Annotated in this window: 14 protein-coding genes; 2 read left to right on the top strand and 12 right to left on the bottom strand. The window is 63.1% G+C overall.

All coding sequences use genetic code 11. From position 1 onward, the window contains the following. Positions 1-50: 50 nt before the first annotated feature. The 4 genes from glmM to rlmE form a co-directional block, all read right to left on the bottom strand. Positions 51-1,391 (bottom strand): phosphoglucosamine mutase, encoded by a 1,341-nt coding sequence (glmM, locus tag KSS93_RS06925; protein ID WP_217887676.1) that lies wholly within the window; start codon positions 1,389-1,391, stop codon positions 51-53. Positions 1,392-1,407: 16 nt separating this feature from the next. After that, entirely contained in the window at positions 1,408-2,259 is an 852-nt protein-coding gene (folP, locus tag KSS93_RS06920; RefSeq protein ID WP_217887675.1) for a dihydropteroate synthase, read from the bottom strand. Positions 2,260-2,267: 8 nt separating this feature from the next. After that, positions 2,268-4,175, bottom strand: a complete 1,908-nt coding sequence (gene ftsH, locus KSS93_RS06915) for an ATP-dependent zinc metalloprotease FtsH (RefSeq protein ID WP_217841718.1) — start codon at positions 4,173-4,175, stop codon at positions 2,268-2,270. 201 nt (positions 4,176-4,376) lie between these two features. Next, complete coding sequence (gene rlmE / locus KSS93_RS06910) at positions 4,377-5,003, bottom strand: 23S rRNA (uridine(2552)-2'-O)-methyltransferase RlmE (RefSeq protein WP_217887674.1); 627 nt, start codon at positions 5,001-5,003, stop codon at positions 4,377-4,379. A gap of 102 nt (positions 5,004-5,105) precedes the next feature. Between rlmE and yhbY the strand changes: the two genes are divergently transcribed. Further along, positions 5,106-5,414, top strand: a complete 309-nt coding sequence (gene yhbY / locus KSS93_RS06905; RefSeq protein ID WP_060509368.1) for a ribosome assembly RNA-binding protein YhbY — start codon at positions 5,106-5,108, stop codon at positions 5,412-5,414. Between the two features lie 153 nt (positions 5,415-5,567). Here yhbY and KSS93_RS06900 read toward each other — a convergent pair whose 3' ends face one another. From KSS93_RS06900 to grpE, 8 genes are all read right to left on the bottom strand, one after another. Then, positions 5,568-6,008, bottom strand: coding sequence for a DUF2567 domain-containing protein (locus KSS93_RS06900; RefSeq protein ID WP_217841716.1), 441 nt, complete (start codon positions 6,006-6,008; stop codon positions 5,568-5,570). After that, positions 5,986-6,468 carry a transcription elongation factor GreA gene (gene greA / locus KSS93_RS06895; protein ID WP_189654514.1) on the bottom strand — a complete coding sequence of 161 codons (483 nt, stop codon included), beginning with the start codon at positions 6,466-6,468 and terminating at the stop codon, positions 5,986-5,988. Before greA ends, KSS93_RS06900 begins: the two co-directional genes overlap by 23 nt. After that, a complete protein-coding gene (gene carB / locus KSS93_RS06890) occupies positions 6,465-9,686 on the bottom strand; it encodes a carbamoyl-phosphate synthase large subunit (protein ID WP_217841714.1) in 3,222 nt (1,073 codons plus the stop codon). The genes greA and carB overlap by 4 nt, the downstream gene beginning before the upstream one ends. Positions 9,687-9,792: 106 nt before the next feature. Further along, positions 9,793-10,929, bottom strand: coding sequence for a glutamine-hydrolyzing carbamoyl-phosphate synthase small subunit (carA, locus tag KSS93_RS06885; protein ID WP_217887673.1), 1,137 nt, complete (start codon positions 10,927-10,929; stop codon positions 9,793-9,795). A gap of 312 nt (positions 10,930-11,241) precedes the next feature. Further along, positions 11,242-12,048 carry a 4-hydroxy-tetrahydrodipicolinate reductase gene (gene dapB, locus KSS93_RS06880; protein WP_217887672.1) on the bottom strand — a complete coding sequence of 269 codons (807 nt, stop codon included), beginning with the start codon at positions 12,046-12,048 and terminating at the stop codon, positions 11,242-11,244. A 13-nt stretch (positions 12,049-12,061) separates the two neighbouring features. Next, complete coding sequence (gene dnaJ / locus KSS93_RS06875) at positions 12,062-13,186, bottom strand: molecular chaperone DnaJ (protein ID WP_217841711.1); 1,125 nt, start codon at positions 13,184-13,186, stop codon at positions 12,062-12,064. 208 nt (positions 13,187-13,394) lie between these two features. After that, complete coding sequence (gene dnaK / locus KSS93_RS06870) at positions 13,395-15,320, bottom strand: molecular chaperone DnaK (RefSeq protein WP_217887671.1); 1,926 nt, start codon at positions 15,318-15,320, stop codon at positions 13,395-13,397. A gap of 101 nt (positions 15,321-15,421) precedes the next feature. Beyond that, positions 15,422-15,976: a nucleotide exchange factor GrpE gene (gene grpE, locus KSS93_RS06865; RefSeq protein ID WP_217841709.1), complete on the bottom strand. Its 555-nt coding sequence runs from the start codon at positions 15,974-15,976 to the stop codon at positions 15,422-15,424. A 181-nt stretch (positions 15,977-16,157) separates the two neighbouring features. On the opposite strand from grpE, the gene recN reads away from it, so the two are divergent. Then, on the top strand, positions 16,158-17,831 hold the full coding sequence (gene recN / locus KSS93_RS06860; protein WP_217887670.1) for a DNA repair protein RecN: 1,674 nt from the start codon (positions 16,158-16,160) through the stop codon (positions 17,829-17,831). Positions 17,832-17,895 lie beyond the last annotated feature (64 nt).

The following is a 17,895-nucleotide window of genomic DNA, read 5'->3' as shown; positions in this document are numbered from 1 at the left end:
CAAAGTGGGCGCAGATCTTACCCAACCCGATCTGCGCTGGCAAGCCTCTTTCAGGCACAAACTTCTGCGACAAGCTTGGCCAGGGTTTCGGCATGGCCGCGTACCTGGCCTTCGTCGTCACCCTCGACCATTACCCGCACCAGCGGCTCGGTGCCGGACTTGCGCAGCAGCACGCGACCACGGCCGGCCATGGCCTCGGTGGCCTTGCTACTGGCCTCCTGGACCAACGGGTTTTGCAGCGGGTCGTCCTTGCCGGCCTCGAAGCGTACGTTGATCAGCACCTGGGGGCACTTGCGCACGCCCTGGCGGGCCTGAGCAAGGTTTTCACCGCGGCGCTTGAGCGCCATCAGCACCTGCAGCGCGGCGATGATCGCATCACCGGTGGTGGTGTGGTTGCAGCACACCACGTGCCCGGAGTTCTCGCCACCGAGCAGCCAGTCGCGCTCGAGCAGCTCGGCCATCACATAGCGGTCACCGACCTTGGCCCGCACGAACGGGATGTCCAGTTCCTTGAACGCGAGCTCCAGGCCCAGGTTGCTCATCAAGGTGCCAACCACGCCGCCCTGCAGCTTGCCGCGGTCGTGCAGGTCGCGGCCGATGATGTACAGCAGCTCGTCACCGTCGACGATGGCGCCGGTATGGTCGACCATCAGCACGCGGTCACCGTCACCGTCGAAGGCAATGCCCAGGTCGGCATGGCCCACCAGCACCGCAGCCTGCAGCGATTCGATATGGGTCGAGCCGCAGTTTTCGTTGATGTTCAGGCCATCGGGGGCTGCGTGCAGCACGGTAACCTCGGCGCCCAGCTCGCGGAAGACGCTTGGGGCGACCTTGTAGGTGGCGCCGTGGGCGCAATCGACCACGATTTTCAGCCCGGCGAAGCTGGTGCTGGTAGGCACGCTGCTCTTGCAGAACTCGATGTAGCGGCCCGCGGCATCGTTGATGCGCGACACCTTGCCCAGCTTGCCCGACTCGACCACGGTCATCGGCTGATCGAGCAATTCCTCGATCATCAGCTCGACTTCGTCCGGCAGCTTGGTGCCGTTGCCGGAGAAGAACTTGATGCCGTTGTCGTCGTGCGGGTTGTGCGAGGCACTGATCACGATGCCGGCCTCGGCGTGGAAGGTGCGGGTCAGGTAGGCGATGGCGGGTGTGGGCATCGGCCCCAGCAGCAGCACGTCGGCGCCGGCGGCGGACAGGCCGGCCTCGAGCGCGGATTCGAACATGTAGCCCGAGATCCGCGTGTCCTTGCCCACAAGTACGCGGCAGTTGCCATGCTTGCGGAACGCCATGCCTGCGGCCCAGCCGAGTTTCAGCATGAAGTCCGGGGTGATGGGAAACTGGCCAACGCGGCCACGGATACCATCGGTACCAAAGTATTTTCTGCTCATAGGGACTCCAGTGTTCTTATTCGGCGCTCTGTACAGCGGCGATCATGCGCACCACATCGACGGTCTCGGCCACATCGTGCACACGCAGGATGCTTGCACCCTTGGTCATGGCCAGTGCAGCCAGGGCCAGGCTGCCATACAGCCGCTCATCGACCGGGCGGTTCAGGGTGAGGCCGATCATGCTCTTGCGCGACACCCCCACCAGCAATGGCCGGCCTAGGCGGTAGAGCGCTTCCATGTGCTTGAACAGGCTCAGGTTGTGCGCCAGTGTCTTGGCGAAACCGAAGCCTGGGTCAAGGATAATGCGCTCGGCACCAATGCCGACGGCCGCGCAGGCCGCCATGCGCTGCTCCAGGTAGCGCCCGACATCGGCGGTTACATCGTCGTAGTGCGGGTTGTCCTGCATGTTACCCGGCTCGCCACGCATGTGCATCAGGCACACCGGCAGGCCGGTATCGGCTGCTGCGTCCAGCGCACCGTCGCGCTCCAGGGCGCGCACGTCGTTGATCAGGCCGGCGCCAAGGCGGGCTGACTCGCGCATGACTGCTGGCGTTGAGGTATCGACCGAGATGACCACGTCCAGGCGGCTGTTGATCGCCTCGACCATTGGCGCGACGCGTTCCAGCTCTTCGGTGGGCGACACCGCGCGGGCGCCTGGGCGGGTCGACTCGCCGCCGATATCGATCAGCGTGGCACCAGCCGCCACCATCGCTTCGGCGTGGCGCAGGGCTTCGTCACGCTGACTGAAGCGACCACCATCGGAGAACGAGTCGGGGGTTATGTTGAGGATGCCCATGACATGGGTACGGGACAAATCAAGAACCCGGTTGCCGCAAGGCAACCGGGTCGGGTACTGCTGTGAGGTCATAGAAAGCCTTAGTGCTGTGCAGCTGGCCCGCCGATCGGCGATTCCGGACGGTCACCCTGGGAGGCCTGGTTGCCAGAGGTACCGGCATCGTTGTCCCAGTCACGCGGCTCGCGCGGGGTGCGGCCAGCCATGATGTCGTCGATCTGGTCGGCATCGATGGTTTCGTACTTCATCAAAGCCTCGGCCATGGCATCGAGCTTGTCACGGTTGTCGGTGAGGATCTGCTTGGCCGTGGCGTAGCACTGGTCGATGATGCTGCGCACTTCGGAGTCGATCAGCTTGGCGGTCTCGCCGGACACGCTGGCGTGCTGGCTGCCGGCGCTGCGACCGAGGAACACTTCACCTTCTTCTTCGGCGTACATCAGCGGGCCGAGCTTCTCGGACAGGCCCCACTTGGTAACCATGTTCCGGGCAATCTGGCTGGCACGCATGATGTCGTTGGAGGCACCGGTGGTGACGCCATCGAAGCCCAGGGTCATTTCTTCGGCGATACGGCCACCGTACAGCGAGCAGATCTGGCTGATCAGCGCACGCTTGGACAGGCTGTAGCGGTCTTCTTCCGGCAGGAACATGGTCACGCCCAGGGCACGACCGCGCGGAATGATCGACACTTTGTAGACAGGGTCGTGCTCGGGCACCACGCGACCGACGATGGCGTGGCCGGCCTCGTGATAAGCGGTGTTCTGCTTCTCTTTCTCGGACATGACCATGGTCTTGCGCTCGGCGCCCATCATGATCTTGTCTTTGGCCAGTTCGAACTCTTTCATTTCGACCAGGCGCTTGCCGGCACGAGCAGCGAACAGCGACGCCTCGTTGACCAGGTTGGCCAGGTCGGCACCGGAGAAGCCTGGAGTACCACGGGCAATGACGGCCGCGTTGACGTTTTCGCCCAGTGGCGCCTTGCGCATGTGCACTTTCAGGATTTGCTCGCGGCCACGGATGTCCGGCAGGCCGACCACCACCTGGCGGTCAAAGCGGCCCGGGCGCAGCAGCGCAGGGTCAAGTACGTCCGGGCGGTTGGTGGCGGCGATGACGATGATGCCATCGTTCATCTCGAAACCGTCCATCTCCACCAGCAGCTGGTTGAGGGTTTGCTCGCGCTCGTCGTGACCGCCGCCCATGCCGGCGCCACGGTGGCGACCAACGGCGTCGATCTCGTCGATGAAGATGATGCACGGCGCGTGCTTTTTAGCCTGCTCGAACATGTCGCGCACACGGCTGGCACCCACGCCGACGAACATTTCGACAAAGTCGGAACCGGAAATGGTGAAGAACGGCACCTTGGCTTCGCCAGCAATGGCCTTGGCCAGCAGGGTTTTACCGGTACCGGGCGGGCCGACCATCAGCACGCCACGCGGGATGCGGCCGCCCAGGCGCTGGAACTTGCCCGGATCACGCAGGAACTCGACCAGCTCGCCGACTTCTTCCTTGGCCTCGTCGCACCCGGCGACGTCAGCCAGAGTGGTTTTCACCTGGTCTTCGGACAGCAGGCGCGCCTTGCTTTTGCCGAAGCTCATCGGGCCGCCCTTGCCGCCTGCTCCGCCCTGCATCTGGCGCATGAAGAACATGAACACGGCGATGATCACCAGAATCGGGAAGCTGGCGACCAGCAACTGCGTCCAGATGCTCTGCTGTTCAGGTTGCTTGCCTTCGACGGTGACGTGGTTGTCGACCAGGTCGCCGATCAGGCCGTTGTCGGTGATGGCCGGACGGACGGTCTTGAAGTTGTCGCCGTCGGTGCGCTTGCCGGTAATGATGTAGCCGTCGACGGTCACGCGCTCGACCTTGCCATCCTTGACCTGCTGGATGAAGTCGGAATAGTTGAGGGTCTGCGGCTCGTTAGGGCTCGAGAAGTTGTTCATCACCGTCACCAGGACAGCGGCGATGATCAACCAGAGGATCAGATTCTTTGCCATGTCGTTCAATTCGCTACCCTCTGAGGCCGGCGCACAACGCAACCGTGCCTCGCATGATATTCATCGCCCTAACTTACTACATTACCTACGCACACGCAGGCACCGTCTGTAACCCTTTGTGAAAGCTAGACTACACGAAGTTCGGACGATCCTGACGCAGCGGCCGATTGGAAATAACTATCGGCCACCACGCAAAACCGCTCACGCCCCCTTGAATCCTCGCCCCAGCAGGTACTGCTCACGGGAGCGGTCCCGCGACGACGAAGGCTTGCGCATCTGCACCTTGTCGAACTTGCTGCGCACTTCCTTCAGGTAAACGTCGAAACCTTCACCCTGGAAGATCTTGATCAGGAAGTCGCCGCCAGGGCGCAGTACGCGGCTCGCCAGGTCCAGTGCGAGCTCGCAGAGGAACATGGCGCGCGGGATATCCACCGCGGGGGTACCACTCATATTGGGGGCCATGTCGGAAATCACAAGGTCCACGTGCGAATCGCCCACCGCCTCCAGGATCTGCGCAAGCACCTCGTCCTTGGTGAAGTCACCTTGAATGAAGGTCACGTCGGCGATGGCGTCCATTTCCAGGATGTCCGAGGCGATCAGCCGCCCCTGCCCGCCGATCAGACGGCTGGTCACCTGCGACCAACCACCAGGGGCCGCGCCGAGGTCGATCACGCTCATGCCAGGGCGGATGAGTTTGTCCTTTTCCTGGATCTCCAGCAGCTTGTAGCTGGCGCGCGAACGGTAGCCGTCCTTCTGCGCCTGCTTGACGAAGGGGTCGTTGAAATGCTCGCGCAGCCAGTTTGCGCTGCTTTTGGAACGTTGTACCACGGGGCACCTCGATGATATGCGTCGTGTTTGACTGGGCGGAGCCACAGGCCCTCGGGTAAAATGCCCGTCAATTTTACAGAATCAGACGAAAAGGGTCAGATTATGCCGCTCAACAACGAGCAGAAGAAGCAATACAAGTCCATTGGTCATGACCTGAAGCCGGTTCTGATCGTCGCGGGCAATGGTTTGAATGAAGGCGTGGTCGCCGAACTGGAACGCGCCCTGGTCGATCACGAGCTGATCAAGGTCGAAATCCGCTCGGAAGACCGTGAAGAACGTGCTGCCGTCATCGCCGAGCTGTGCAAGGCCGGCCGCGCCGAACTGGTGCAGACCATCGGCAAGAAGGCGCTGATCTACCGCAAGAACCCGCAGCCGAACAAGCAGCTGTCCAATATCCACCGTTACAAGTAACGATCGGATGCAGGGCTGAAAGGCCCTGTGGGAGCGGGCTGGCCCGCGAAGCAGCCACCGCGATGGATGGCACGGGATTCGCCCGTGCTCGCGGTGGTCCGGCACTCCGGCAAGCCCGCTCCCACATGTACCGTACAGGCCCGAGATGCCCGGCTAGCGCCGCGCCCTCAGCGGAACCGGCTGGGCCACCAGCACGATGCCGGAGAAGCCCAGCACCAAAAAGCAGAACATCTGCCAGCGCTCGCCCACGGAAATCCCGTAGCGCAGCGTGTAGTAGCTGATGCAGGCAGCAAAGCCAAGCAGCAGCATCTGGCCGCGAAACTGCCGCCACCAGGCCGCCAGGCCATCCACCCTCGCCAATACTGCCAGCTGCACCAGCAGCCCGAGCATAGCCACGCCGATCAACCAGCGGTCGATCTGCCCGGCCACGTCATGCACCAGCAAGGGCGCAAGACCACTGACTTTCAGCGCCGGCACCAACCCCACGTGAAACACCCAAAGGCCGCCGACCCAGAACACCTGGGCCAGCTGCCAGAGGATACCCTCGAGGGAAGGCGCCCGCAGGCGCCGGTCAGATGTGCTTGACTTCGACAATCTCGTACTCGACCGTGCCGCTTGGCGTCTTGACGACAACGATGTCGCCCTCTTCCTTGCCAATGATGGCGCGAGCGATCGGCGCACCGGCCGAGAGCTTGCCCTTCTTGATGTCGGCCTCGTCCTCACCCACGATCTGGTAGGTCACCTGATCCCCGGTTTCGGTGTTTTCCAGGTCCACGGTGGTCCCGAAAATCACCTTGCCGGTGTGGGCGATGGTGGTGACGTCGATCACCACCGAGTTTTGCAGGCGGCCTTCGATGTCACGGATACGCGCCTCGACCATGCCCTGCTCCTCGCGGGCGGCATGGTACTCGGCGTTCTCCTTCAGATCGCCCAGCTCACGGGCCTCGCCGATTGCCTGGCTCAGGCGCGGGCGCTCGGTCTTGCTCAGGAACAGATGCTCTTCTTCAAGGGCGCGAGCGCCCTGAACGGTCATCGGGTACTTGGTAATGCTCATGCTTTGAGTCCTGCATGCAGATCCTGCAGGCGACGAACGGTCTTTTCCGGACCGAATTTCAGCGCCTCGCAGATGGCTTCACCGGCCGCAATGGTGGTGGTGCAGTAGATCTTGTGTTGCAGCGCATTGCGGCGAATCGAGTACGAGTCGGCAATCGACTGGCGGCCTTCGGTGGTGTTGATGATCAGCGACACTTCGTCGTTCTTGATCATGTCGACCACGTGCGGGCGGCCTTCGGTCACCTTGTTCACACGGCGCACTTTCAGGCCGGCCGCTTCGATCACCTTGGCGGTACCGGCGGTTGCGACCACTTCGAAGCCCAGGGCGATCAGGTCGCGGGCAACGCCAGCCACTTGCGGCTTGTCGTCGTCACGCACGCTGATGAACGCAGTACCGCCGGTCGGCAGCACTTCGCTGGCACCCATCTGGGCCTTGGCGAAGGCTTCACCGAAGCTGTCGCCGACGCCCATGACTTCACCGGTGGATTTCATCTCAGGGCCGAGGATCGGGTCAACCCCCGGGAACTTGGCGAACGGGAAGACGGCTTCCTTGACGCTGTAGAAGTTCGGGATGATTTCCTGGGTGAAGCCCAGCTCTTTCAGGGTTTTGCCAGCCATGACGCGGGCCGCGATCATTGCCAGCGAGGTGCCGATGCACTTGGAGACGAACGGCACGGTACGCGAGGCGCGCGGGTTGACTTCGATCACGTAGATCTTGTCGCCCTGCAGGGCCAGCTGCACGTTCATCAGGCCAACAACGCCCAGCTCCAGGGCCATTTTCTTGACCTGAACGCGGACTTCGTCCTGCACTTGCTTGCTCAGCGAGTAAGGTGGCAGCGAGCACGCCGAGTCACCGGAGTGAACGCCGGCCTGTTCGATGTGCTGCATGATCGCGCCAATCACCACGTCGGTGCCGTCGCACACCGCATCCACGTCCATTTCGATGGCGCAGTTGAGGAAGTGGTCGAGCAGCACCGGGCTGTCGTTGGACACTTGCACCGCTTCACGCAGGTAGCGCTTGAGCTCGTCCAGTTCGTAGACGATCTCCATGGCACGGCCGCCCAGTACGTAGGACGGGCGCACCACCAGCGGGTAGCCGATGCCGCCAGCGGCGCTGATGGCTTCTTCTTCGCTGCGCACGGTGGCGTTTGGCGGCTGCAGCAGGTTCAGACGCTGAACCATCTGCTGGAAACGCTCGCGGTCTTCGGCGCGGTCGATGGCGTCCGGGCTGGTACCGATGATCGGTACGCCGGCTTCTTCCAGGGCGCGGGCCAGTTTCAGCGGGGTCTGGCCGCCGTAGTGGACGATCACGCCTTTGGGTTTTTCGACGCGGCAGACTTCCAGCACGTCTTCCAGGGTCAGCGGCTCGAAGTACAGGCGGTCGGAGGTGTCGTAGTCGGTGGAGACGGTTTCCGGGTTGCAGTTGACCATGATGGTCTCGTAACCGTCTTCACGCAGCGCCAGGGCCGCGTGCACGCAGCAGTAGTCAAACTCGATGCCTTGGCCGATACGGTTCGGGCCGCCACCCAGGATCATGATCTTGTCGCGGGTCGACGGGTTGGCCTCGCACTCTTGCTCGTAGGTGGAGTACAGGTAGGCGGTGTCGGTGGCGAACTCGGCGGCGCAGGTGTCGACGCGCTTGTACACCGGGAACACTTCCAGCTTGTGGCGGTGACGGCGCAGGTTCTTGTCGGTGATGCCGAGCAGCTTGGCCAGGCGCTGGTCCGAGAAGCCCTTGCGCTTGAGGCGCAGCATGTAGTCCTTGTCGATCGCCGACAGGGCCAGGGTCTTGACCTTCTCTTCTTCCTTGATCAGGTCTTCCATCTGCACCAGGAACCACAGGTCGATGCCGGTCAGTTCGAATATTTCTTCGATGGTCATGCCCGAACGCATGGCGTCGGCCACGTACCAGATACGCTCGGCGCCCGGCACGGTCAGCTCGCGCTTGAGGATGCTGGCAGCGTCGGCGCTGGCCAGGTCGACTTTCGGGTCGAGGCCGCAGGCACCGACTTCCAGGCCGCGCAGGGCTTTCTGCAGGGATTCCTGGAAAGTACGGCCGATGGCCATGACTTCACCCACGGATTTCATCTGGGTGGTCAGGCGGGCGTCGGCTTTCGGGAATTTCTCGAAGGCGAAACGCGGCAGCTTGGTGACGACGTAGTCGATCGACGGCTCGAAGGACGCCGGGGTGCGGCCGCCGGTGATGTCGTTCTGCAGCTCGTCGAGGGTGTAGCCGATGGCAAGCTTGGCGGCGATCTTGGCGATCGGGAAGCCGGTGGCCTTGGAAGCCAGGGCGGACGAACGCGATACACGCGGGTTCATCTCGATCACGACCATGCGGCCGGTGTTCGGGCAGATACCGAACTGCACGTTGGAACCACCGGTTTCGACGCCGATTTCACGCAGCACCGCCAGCGAGGCGTTGCGCATGATCTGGTATTCCTTGTCGGTCAGGGTCTGTGCCGGTGCGACAGTGATCGAGTCACCGGTGTGCACGCCCATCGGGTCGAAGTTCTCGATGGAGCAGACGATGATGCAGTTGTCCTTCTTGTCGCGGACCACCTCCATCTCGTATTCCTTCCAGCCGATCAGCGATTCGTCGATCAGCAGCTCCTTGGTCGGCGACAGGTCGAGGCCGCGGGCGCAGATTTCTTCGAATTCTTCACGGTTGTAGGCGATGCCGCCACCGGTGCCGCCCATGGTGAACGACGGGCGGATGATGCACGGGAAGCCGAGCTTCTCGAGCACCGCATTGGCCTCTTCCATGCTGTGGGCGATACCCGAGCGCGGGCACTCGAGGCCGATGTCTTTCATGGCCTTGTCGAAGCGCGAACGGTCTTCGGCCTTGTCGATGGTGTCGGCGTTGGCACCGATCATCTCTACGCCGAACTTCTCCAGAACGCCGTGGCGCTCCAGGTCCAGGGCGCAGTTCAGGGCAGTCTGGCCACCCATGGTCGGCAGGACGGCGTCAGGGCGTTCTTTCTCGATGATCTTGGCCACCGACTGCCACTTGATCGGCTCGATGTAGGTGGCGTCGGCCATGGCCGGGTCGGTCATGATGGTGGCCGGGTTGGAGTTCACCAGGATGACGCGGAAACCTTCCTCGCGCAGGGCTTTGCAGGCCTGGGCGCCGGAGTAGTCGAATTCGCAGGCCTGGCCGATCACGATCGGGCCAGCGCCGAGAATCAGGATGCTTTTGATGTCTGTACGTTTTGGCATGGTTGTCACTCAAATCCGCGGGTCAGTCGGCAAGCCGTCTTGAACAATCTGGGTCAGGCGCTTCCGGGTACGGCGTTCGCCGCCCCGGGGCCTTGATGCAGGATGCTCAGCGGCGCTTGGCCATGGCATCGGTGAAACGATCGAACAGTGGCGCGACGTCGGTCGGGCCTGGGCTCGCTTCAGGGTGGCCCTGGAAGCTGAACGCGCTCTTGTCGGTACGCTCGATACCCTGCAGGGTGCCGTCGAACAGCGACTTGTGGATGGCGCGAACGTTACCCGGCAGGGTGGCTTCGTCTACGGCGAAACCGTGGTTCTGGCTGGTGATCATGACCACGCCGGTGTCCAGGTCCTGGACCGGGTGGTTGGCACCGTGGTGGCCGTGGCCCATCTTGACGGTCTTGGCGCCGGAAGCCAGGGCCAGCAGCTGGTGGCCCAGGCAGATACCAAACACCGGGATCTCGGTCTCGAGGATCTCTTTGATCGCCTGGATGGCGTAGTCGCACGGCTCGGGGTCACCCGGGCCGTTGGACAGGAACACGCCGTCCGGGTTGAGTGCCAGCACTTCGCTGGCCGGGGTCTGGGCCGGCACCACAGTCACGCGGCAGCCACGGGCAACCAACATGCGCAGGATGTTCAGCTTGACGCCGTAGTCGAAGGCGACCACGTGATACGGCAGGTCGGCAGCGTCGATGGTCGGGTGGCTGTCGGTTTTCAGCTCCCACACGCTGGAACGCCAATCGTAGCGCTCCTTGGTGGAGACGACCTTGGCCAGGTCCATGCCTTTCAGGCCCGGGAAGGCGCGGGCAGCGGCGATGGCCTGCTCTTCGGTGATGTTGTCACCGGCGAGGATGCAGCCGTTCTGGGCGCCTTTTTCGCGCAGGATACGGGTCAGGCGACGGGTGTCGATGCCGGCGATGGCAACGACGTTATTGGCCTTGAGGTACTCAGGCAGCGACTGGGTGTTACGCCAGTTGCTGGCCAGCAGCGGCAGGTCGCGAATGACCAGGCCGGCAGACCAGACGCGGTTCGACTCGGCGTCTTCCGGCGTGGTGCCGGTGTTGCCGATGTGCGGGTAGGTCAGGGTGACGATTTGCTGCGAGTAGGAAGGGTCTGTAAGGATTTCCTGGTAGCCGGTCATAGCGGTGTTGAATACCACCTCACCAACGGTCTGACCGTCGGCACCGATGGCTTCACCGCGGAAAATACTGCCGTCGGCAAGGGCGAGTATGGCTGGCTTTGTCAAGAAGACCTCCCGTAAATCAAGCATGAAAGGGCGATCGCAGGTTGCAAAAAAGCGGAGTGACGTATGGACACGTCACCCCGCTTTCATGTGCTGAATTCAATTCGCTGCGCGCTTTTAGTGGACACACTAAAGCTGTAGCTTACAGAAAAGTGCGTTTTCGGTCTACCGCATATGTGTCTCTAAAACACATGAATGCGACAGAACCCGGATCGGCGACGCCTGCTTCGCGGGCAAGCCCGCTCCCACAGGGACTGCACCAAGCCCGAAGGCAATGCGGTACCTGCAGGAGCCGGCTTGCCGGTGACAGGGCCATCAATGCAGCTCGAGCACATCCTGCATGTCATACAGCGCAGGCGCACGCCCATCCAGCCACAGCGCCGCACGCACCGCACCCTTGGCGAAGGTCATGCGGCTAGAGGCCTTGTGGGTGATCTCCACGCGCTCACCTTCGGCTGCGAACAGCACGGTGTGGTCACCGACCACATCACCGGCACGCACTGTGGCAAAACCGATGGTCTTGCGGTCACGGGCACCGGTCTGGCCTTCGCGGCCATACACCGCCACTTCACGCAGATCGCGACCCAGCGCCTGGGCCACTACCTCGCCCATGCGCAGAGCAGTGCCCGACGGCGCATCGACCTTGTGCCGGTGGTGGGCTTCGAGAATCTCGATGTCCACCTCGTCACCCAGCACGCGGGCTGCGGTATCCAGCAGCTTCAGGCACAGGTTCACACCCACGCTGAAGTTGGCGGCGAAGACGATCGGGATTTCCTTGCCCGCCTCCAGCAACAGCTGCTTTTCTTCGGCGCTGAAGCCGGTGGTGCCGATGACCATGGCCTTGCCTGCCTTGCGGCAGAAGGCCAGGTTTTTCAGGGTCACTGACGGGTGGGTGAAATCGATCAGCACGTCGAACTCGTCAACCACCTTGGCCAAGTCGTCGACGATCGGTACGCCAATGCGCCCCAGGCCTGCCAGCTCACCGGCGTCGGCACCCACCAGGGTGCTGTCAGGGCGGTGAATGGCGGCGGTCAGGCCAGCCTTGGGCGCCTGCTGCTGCACGGCCTCGATCAGCACCTTGCCCATGCGCCCGGCGGCGCCCATCACTGCAATACGTCGCATAGCCTGTTCCTTGTCAGAGATCGCCGAAGAAGCGCTTCACGCCTTCGAACCAGCCACTGGCCTTGGGCGAGTGGGAGCTGTCGACTTCCAGCGAGCTGCGCAGCTCTTCGAGCAATTCGCGCTGGCGACGACTGAGGTTGACCGGCGTTTCTACCGCGACGCGGCACAGCAGGTCGCCGGCACCACCACCACGCACTGGCGCCACACCCTTGCCACGCAGGCGGAACTGCTTGCCGGTCTGGGTGCCCTCAGGGATTTTCAGCTTCACCCGGCCATCGAGGGTCGGCACTTCCAGCTCGCCGCCCAAGGCAGCGTCGGTGTAGCTGATCGGCACTTCGCAATACAGGTGCTTGCCGTCGCGCTGGAAGATCGCATGCTCGCGCACGCTGATGACCACGTACAGGTCGCCGGTCGGGCCGCCATGGGCACCGGCCTCGCCTTCGCCGGACAGGCGGATGCGGTCACCGGTATCAACGCCAGCCGGCACCTTGACCGACAGGGTCTTGTACTCTTCGACACGGCCTTCGCCATGGCACGAGGTGCACGGGTCGGTGATGATCTTGCCCTGGCCATGGCAGCGCGGGCAGGTTTGCTGCACCGAGAAGAAGCCCTGCTGCATGCGTACCTGGCCAATGCCGCCGCAGGTCGGGCAGGTTGACGGGGTCGAGCCCTTTTTGGCGCCGGAGCCATCGCACGGCTTGCAGTTGACCAGGGTCGGCACGCGGATGCTGACCGTAGTGCCACGCACTGCTTCTTCGAGGTTGAGCTCCAGGGTGTAACGCAAGTCGCTGCCGCGCTGGGCACCGCTACGGCCACCGCCGCGGCCACCACCGAAGAAGTCGCTGAATACGTCACCGAAGATATCGGAGAAGTTGGCGCCGCCGAAGCCGGCACCGCCGCCACCCATGCTCGGGTCGACACCGGCGTGGCCGTACTGGTCGTAGGCGGCACGCTTGCTCGCGTCAGACAGCACTTCGTAGGCCTCGTTGGCCTCCTTGAAAAGGTCTTCCGACTCTTTGTCGCCCGGGTTGCGGTCCGGGTGGTATTTCATCGCCAGACGGCGGTAGGCCTTCTTGAGGTCGCCTTCGCTGGCGCCGCGCTCGACACCCAGGACCTCATAAAAATCACGCTTGGACATAGGTCATTTGCACTCTTGGGGTGTTTGGCACCGGCGCGCAGCTGTCGCGCCGTGCCACCAACACCTGCCGCCATACGCGAATGCGCCCAGACAGATGCTGTAAAAATTCTCGTGTTCCAGACACGCCAACGCGGGAGCAAGCCCCCGCGCGGCGACATCCTACCAGTTCACCGCGCTAAGCCGGTGAACGGGCGACAGCATGCAGCGATTACTTCTTGTCGTCGCCTTTGACTTCTTCGAACTCGGCGTCAACCACGTCATCGTGCTTGGCTTCAGGCTCAGCCTGCTGGGCGCCGCCCTGCGGTTGCTCGGCCTGTTGCTCGGCGTACATCTTCTGGGCAACCGGGGCCGACACCTTGGACAGCTCCTCGACCTTGGCGTCGATGGCAGCCTTGTCGTCGCCTTTGACAGCGGCTTCCAGGGCAACCACGGCCGCTTCGATGGCGGTTTTCTCTTCGGCGGTGACCTTGTCACCGGCGTCGACGACCATCTTGCGGGTCGAGTGCACCAGCGCGTCACCCTGGTTACGGGCAGCGGCCAGCTCTTCGAACTTGCGGTCTTCCTCGGCGTTGGCCTCGGCGTCACGCACCATGCGCTCGATCTCTTCGTCCGACAGGCCGGAGTTGGCCTTGATCACGATCGACTGGGCCTTGCCGGTGGCCTTGTCTTTGGCGCCGACGTGCAGGATGCCGTTGGCGTCGATGTCGAAGGTCACTTCGATCTGTGGCACGCCGCGTGGCGCTGGCGGGATGTCCGACAGGTCGAACTTGCCCAGCGACTTGTTCTGCGCGGCTTGCTTGCGCTCGCCCTGCAGCACGTGGATGGTCACGGCGCCCTGGTTGTCGTCGGCAGTCGAGAACACCTGCGACTTCTTGGTCGGGATGGTGGTGTTTTTCTCGATCAGCGCGGTCATCACGCCGCCCATGGTTTCGATGCCCAGGGTCAGCGGGCTGACGTCCAGCAGCAGTACGTCTTTCACGTCACCGGCCAGTACGGCGCCCTGGATGGCAGCACCCATGGCCACGGCTTCGTCCGGGTTGACGTCCTTGCGCGCTTCTTTACCGAAGAAGTCGGCAACGGCCTTTTGCACCATCGGCATACGGGTCTGGCCACCGACCAGGATCACGTCGTCGATCTTGCTGGCGTCGATGCCGGCGTCTTTCAGGGCGATGCGGCAAGGCTCGATGGTACGGTTGACCAGGTCTTCGACCAGCGACTCCAGCTTGGCGCGGGAGATCTTCACGTTCAGGTGTTTCGGGCCGGTCGCGTCTGCAGTGATGTACGGCAGGTTGACGTCGGTCGACTGGGCCGAGGACAGCTCGATCTTGGCCTTTTCAGCGGCTTCTTTCAGGCGCTGCAGGGCCAGCGGGTCGTTCTTCAGGTCCATGCCGGACTCTTTCTTGAACTCGTCGACGAGGTAGTCGATCAGGCGCATGTCGAAGTCTTCGCCACCCAGGAAGGTGTCGCCGTTGGTGGCCAGTACTTCGAACTGGTGCTCACCGTCGACTTCGGCGATTTCGATGACCGAAACGTCGAAGGTACCGCCACCCAGATCATAAACGATGACAGTGTGGTCGCCCTTGGCCTTGTCCATGCCGTACGCCAGTGCAGCGGCGGTCGGTTCGTTGATGATGCGCTTGACTTCAAGGCCCGCGATGCGGCCGGCGTCTTTGGTGGCCTGGCGCTGGCTGTCGTTGAAGTAGGCCGGTACGGTGATGACCGCTTCGGTAACCGGCTCGCCCAGGTAGTCCTCGGCGGTCTTCTTCATCTTCTTCAGCACTTCGGCGCTGATCTGCGGCGGCGCCATGTCGTTGCCGTTGGCTTGTACCCAGGCGTCACCGTTGCCGGCCTTGACGATCTTGTAAGGCACCAGCTTGATGTCTTTCTGCACGACTTCTTCTTCGAAGCGGCGGCCAATCAGACGCTTCACGGCGAACAAGGTGTTGTGCGGGTTGGTAACGGCCTGGCGCTTGGCCGACTGGCCAACCAGGATTTCGCCGTCGTTGGCGTAGGCCACGATCGAAGGGGTAGTACGCGCGCCTTCGGCGTTTTCGATGACCTTGACGTTACCGTTTTCCAGGATGGAGACGCAGGAGTTGGTGGTCCCCAGGTCGATACCGATGATTTTGCCCATGTTGATTCTCCCGAAACTTGAATTGGGTGGCAGCGGCTACATTGGCCAACTGCGGTAATACTTGAGTGCTTGACACCTAGATGGGGATGCCCCGACAGATTTCAAGCCTTCTCGTTGATCGATGGCTGCGGCGCGGCCGGCGCCTTGCTGACCACCACCATGGCGGGGCGCAGCAGGCGGCCGTTGAGCAGGTAGCCCTTCTGGAACACGTTCAGCACGCTGTTCGGCTCGACATCAGCGCTCTCCTGCATGGCCATCGCCTGGTGGTGCTCGGCGTTGAACGGCTGGCCGTGCGGGTCGATGGCTTCGAGGTTGTAGCGCTTGAGGGTGTCCTGGAACATCTTCAGGGTCAGCTCGACGCCTTCGCGGATCTTCTTCACCTGTTCGTCTTCGACGTTGGAGTGGGCCAGGGCCAGCTCCAGGCTGTCGATCACCGGCAGCAGGTCGCCGGCGAACTTCTCGAGGGCGAACTTGCGCGCCTTGTCGACTTCCTGCTCGGCGCGGCGAATGCTGTTCTGCGCCTCGGCAGCCACACGCAGGGACTGGTCCTTGGCCGCGGCCAGCTGCTCCTCGAGCTCCTGAACGCGGGCGCCGGTATCCACTGCAGCGGCCTCTTCGGCATTAAGGTCTTTCTCGTTCAGCTGTTCGTCAGCCATAGGGTCTCTCCTCCACAATTTCTGTTGTACGAGCAAAGCTCGCCGTGTCTGCCGGCTATATGGGGCCGGAAAAACCAGCTTCAAGGGCAAGGGCGCTTTTCCACATTCATCGGACGGGCATTGTCAGCAGGCGCAAAACCACTGTATAAATAACCAGACCTCAGCCCTCGGGAGCCGCCCCATGCTGCTGCACCTGTCCATTCACAACTACGCCATCGTCGAACACCTCGACCTCGAACTCGCCCGCGGCATGTCCGTGATCACCGGCGAAACCGGGGCCGGCAAGTCGATCATGCTCGACGCCCTGGGCCTGGCCCTGGGTGACCGTGCCGACAGCGGCGTGGTGCGGCCCGGCGCAGACAAGGCCGACATTCTGGCCACCTTCGACCTGGGCGACATCCCCGAGGCCCACACCTGGCTGGCCGAGCGCGACCTCGAAAGCGACGGCCCGTGCATCCTGCGCCGGGTGATAACCGCCGAAGGCCGCAGCCGCGGCTACATCAACGGCACACCCTGCCCGCTCGGCGACCTCAAGGCCCTGGGCGAGCTGCTGATCGACATCCACAGCCAGCACGAGCACCAGTCGCTGCTGAAAACCGACACCCACCGCCGCCTGCTGGACGAATACGCCGGCGCCATCGACCTGGCCCGCCAGGTGCAACTGGCCGCCCGCCGCTGGCAGCAGACCCGCCAGGAACTCGAGCGCCTGAGCAACTCCGGCGACGAGCAGCGCGCCCGCCACCAGTTGCTCAGCTATCAATTGGAAGAACTGGACAACCTGGGCCTGGGCGAACACGAGCTGGTGCAGCTGGAGCAGGAACACAAGAACCTGACCAACGCCGAAGCGCTGTTCGGCATCTGCCGCCAGGTCATCGACCAGTGCAGCGAGAGCGACTCGGGCAACGTGCTCAGCGCCCTCACTGTCAGCCTCAACCGCCTCGCGGCCGTGGCCAACGCCCCGAAGGCCCTGGGCGAGGCGGTCAACCTGATCGCCAGCGCGCAAATTCAGGTAGAAGAAGCCGTCGGCGAGCTCAACCGCTTCCTCGACCACTTCGATGCCGACCCCATGCGCCTGCAAACCCTGGAAGAACGCCTGGACGCCATCTACACCCTGGCCCGCAAGCACCGCGTGCACCCCACCGAGTTGCCGCACCTGCAGCAGCGCCTGATGGAAGAAATCGAAGGCCTCAACGCCAGCGACGAGTCCATCGAACGCCTGGGCGAAGAACTGGCCGCCTACGCGCAGCACTATAAAGAGAAGGCCACCGAGCTCAGCGCCCTGCGCCGGCAGGCAGCCACCCAGCTGGCCACCGCCGTGGAGCAGGAGATCCAGCGCTTAGGCATGCCCGGCGGGCGCTTCTGTATCGAGCTGACCCCCTTCGAGCAAGGCGAGCTCTCGCCCCATGGCCTGGAGCAGATCGAGCTGCTGGTCAGCGCCAACCCCGGGCAACCACTCAAGGGGCTGGCCAAGGTAGCCTCGGGCGGCGAGCTTTCGCGTATCAGCCTGGCGATTCAGGTGATCACCGCGCAAACCTCACGCATCCCCACCCTGGTGTTCGACGAGGTGGACGTCGGCATCGGCGGCCCCACCGCCGAAATCGTCGGCCAGTTGCTGCGCCGCCTGGGCGAGCGCGGCCAGGTACTGACCGTGACCCACCTGCCGCAGGTCGCAGCCCAGGGCCATCACCACCTGTTCGTGCACAAGGTGCGCAACAGCGACACCACCCACACCGCCGTGGCCAATCTAGGCAAGCGCGAGCGAGTTGAAGAAGTGGCACGCATGCTGGGCGGCATCGACCTGACCAAGGAATCCCTGGCCCATGCACGCAAGATGGTGGTGAGCAGCAAGGCATAGCCAGCACGCAATCGCCTGTAGGAGCGGCCTTTATTCTCCCTGGAAAGCACAAAGGCGACCCGAA

Source organism: Pseudomonas xanthosomatis, from assembly GCF_019139835.1.
In the GTDB taxonomy this organism is placed as follows: domain Bacteria; phylum Pseudomonadota; class Gammaproteobacteria; order Pseudomonadales; family Pseudomonadaceae; genus Aquipseudomonas; species Aquipseudomonas fakonensis.
This window is presented reverse-complemented; position numbering and strand designations above follow the sequence as displayed.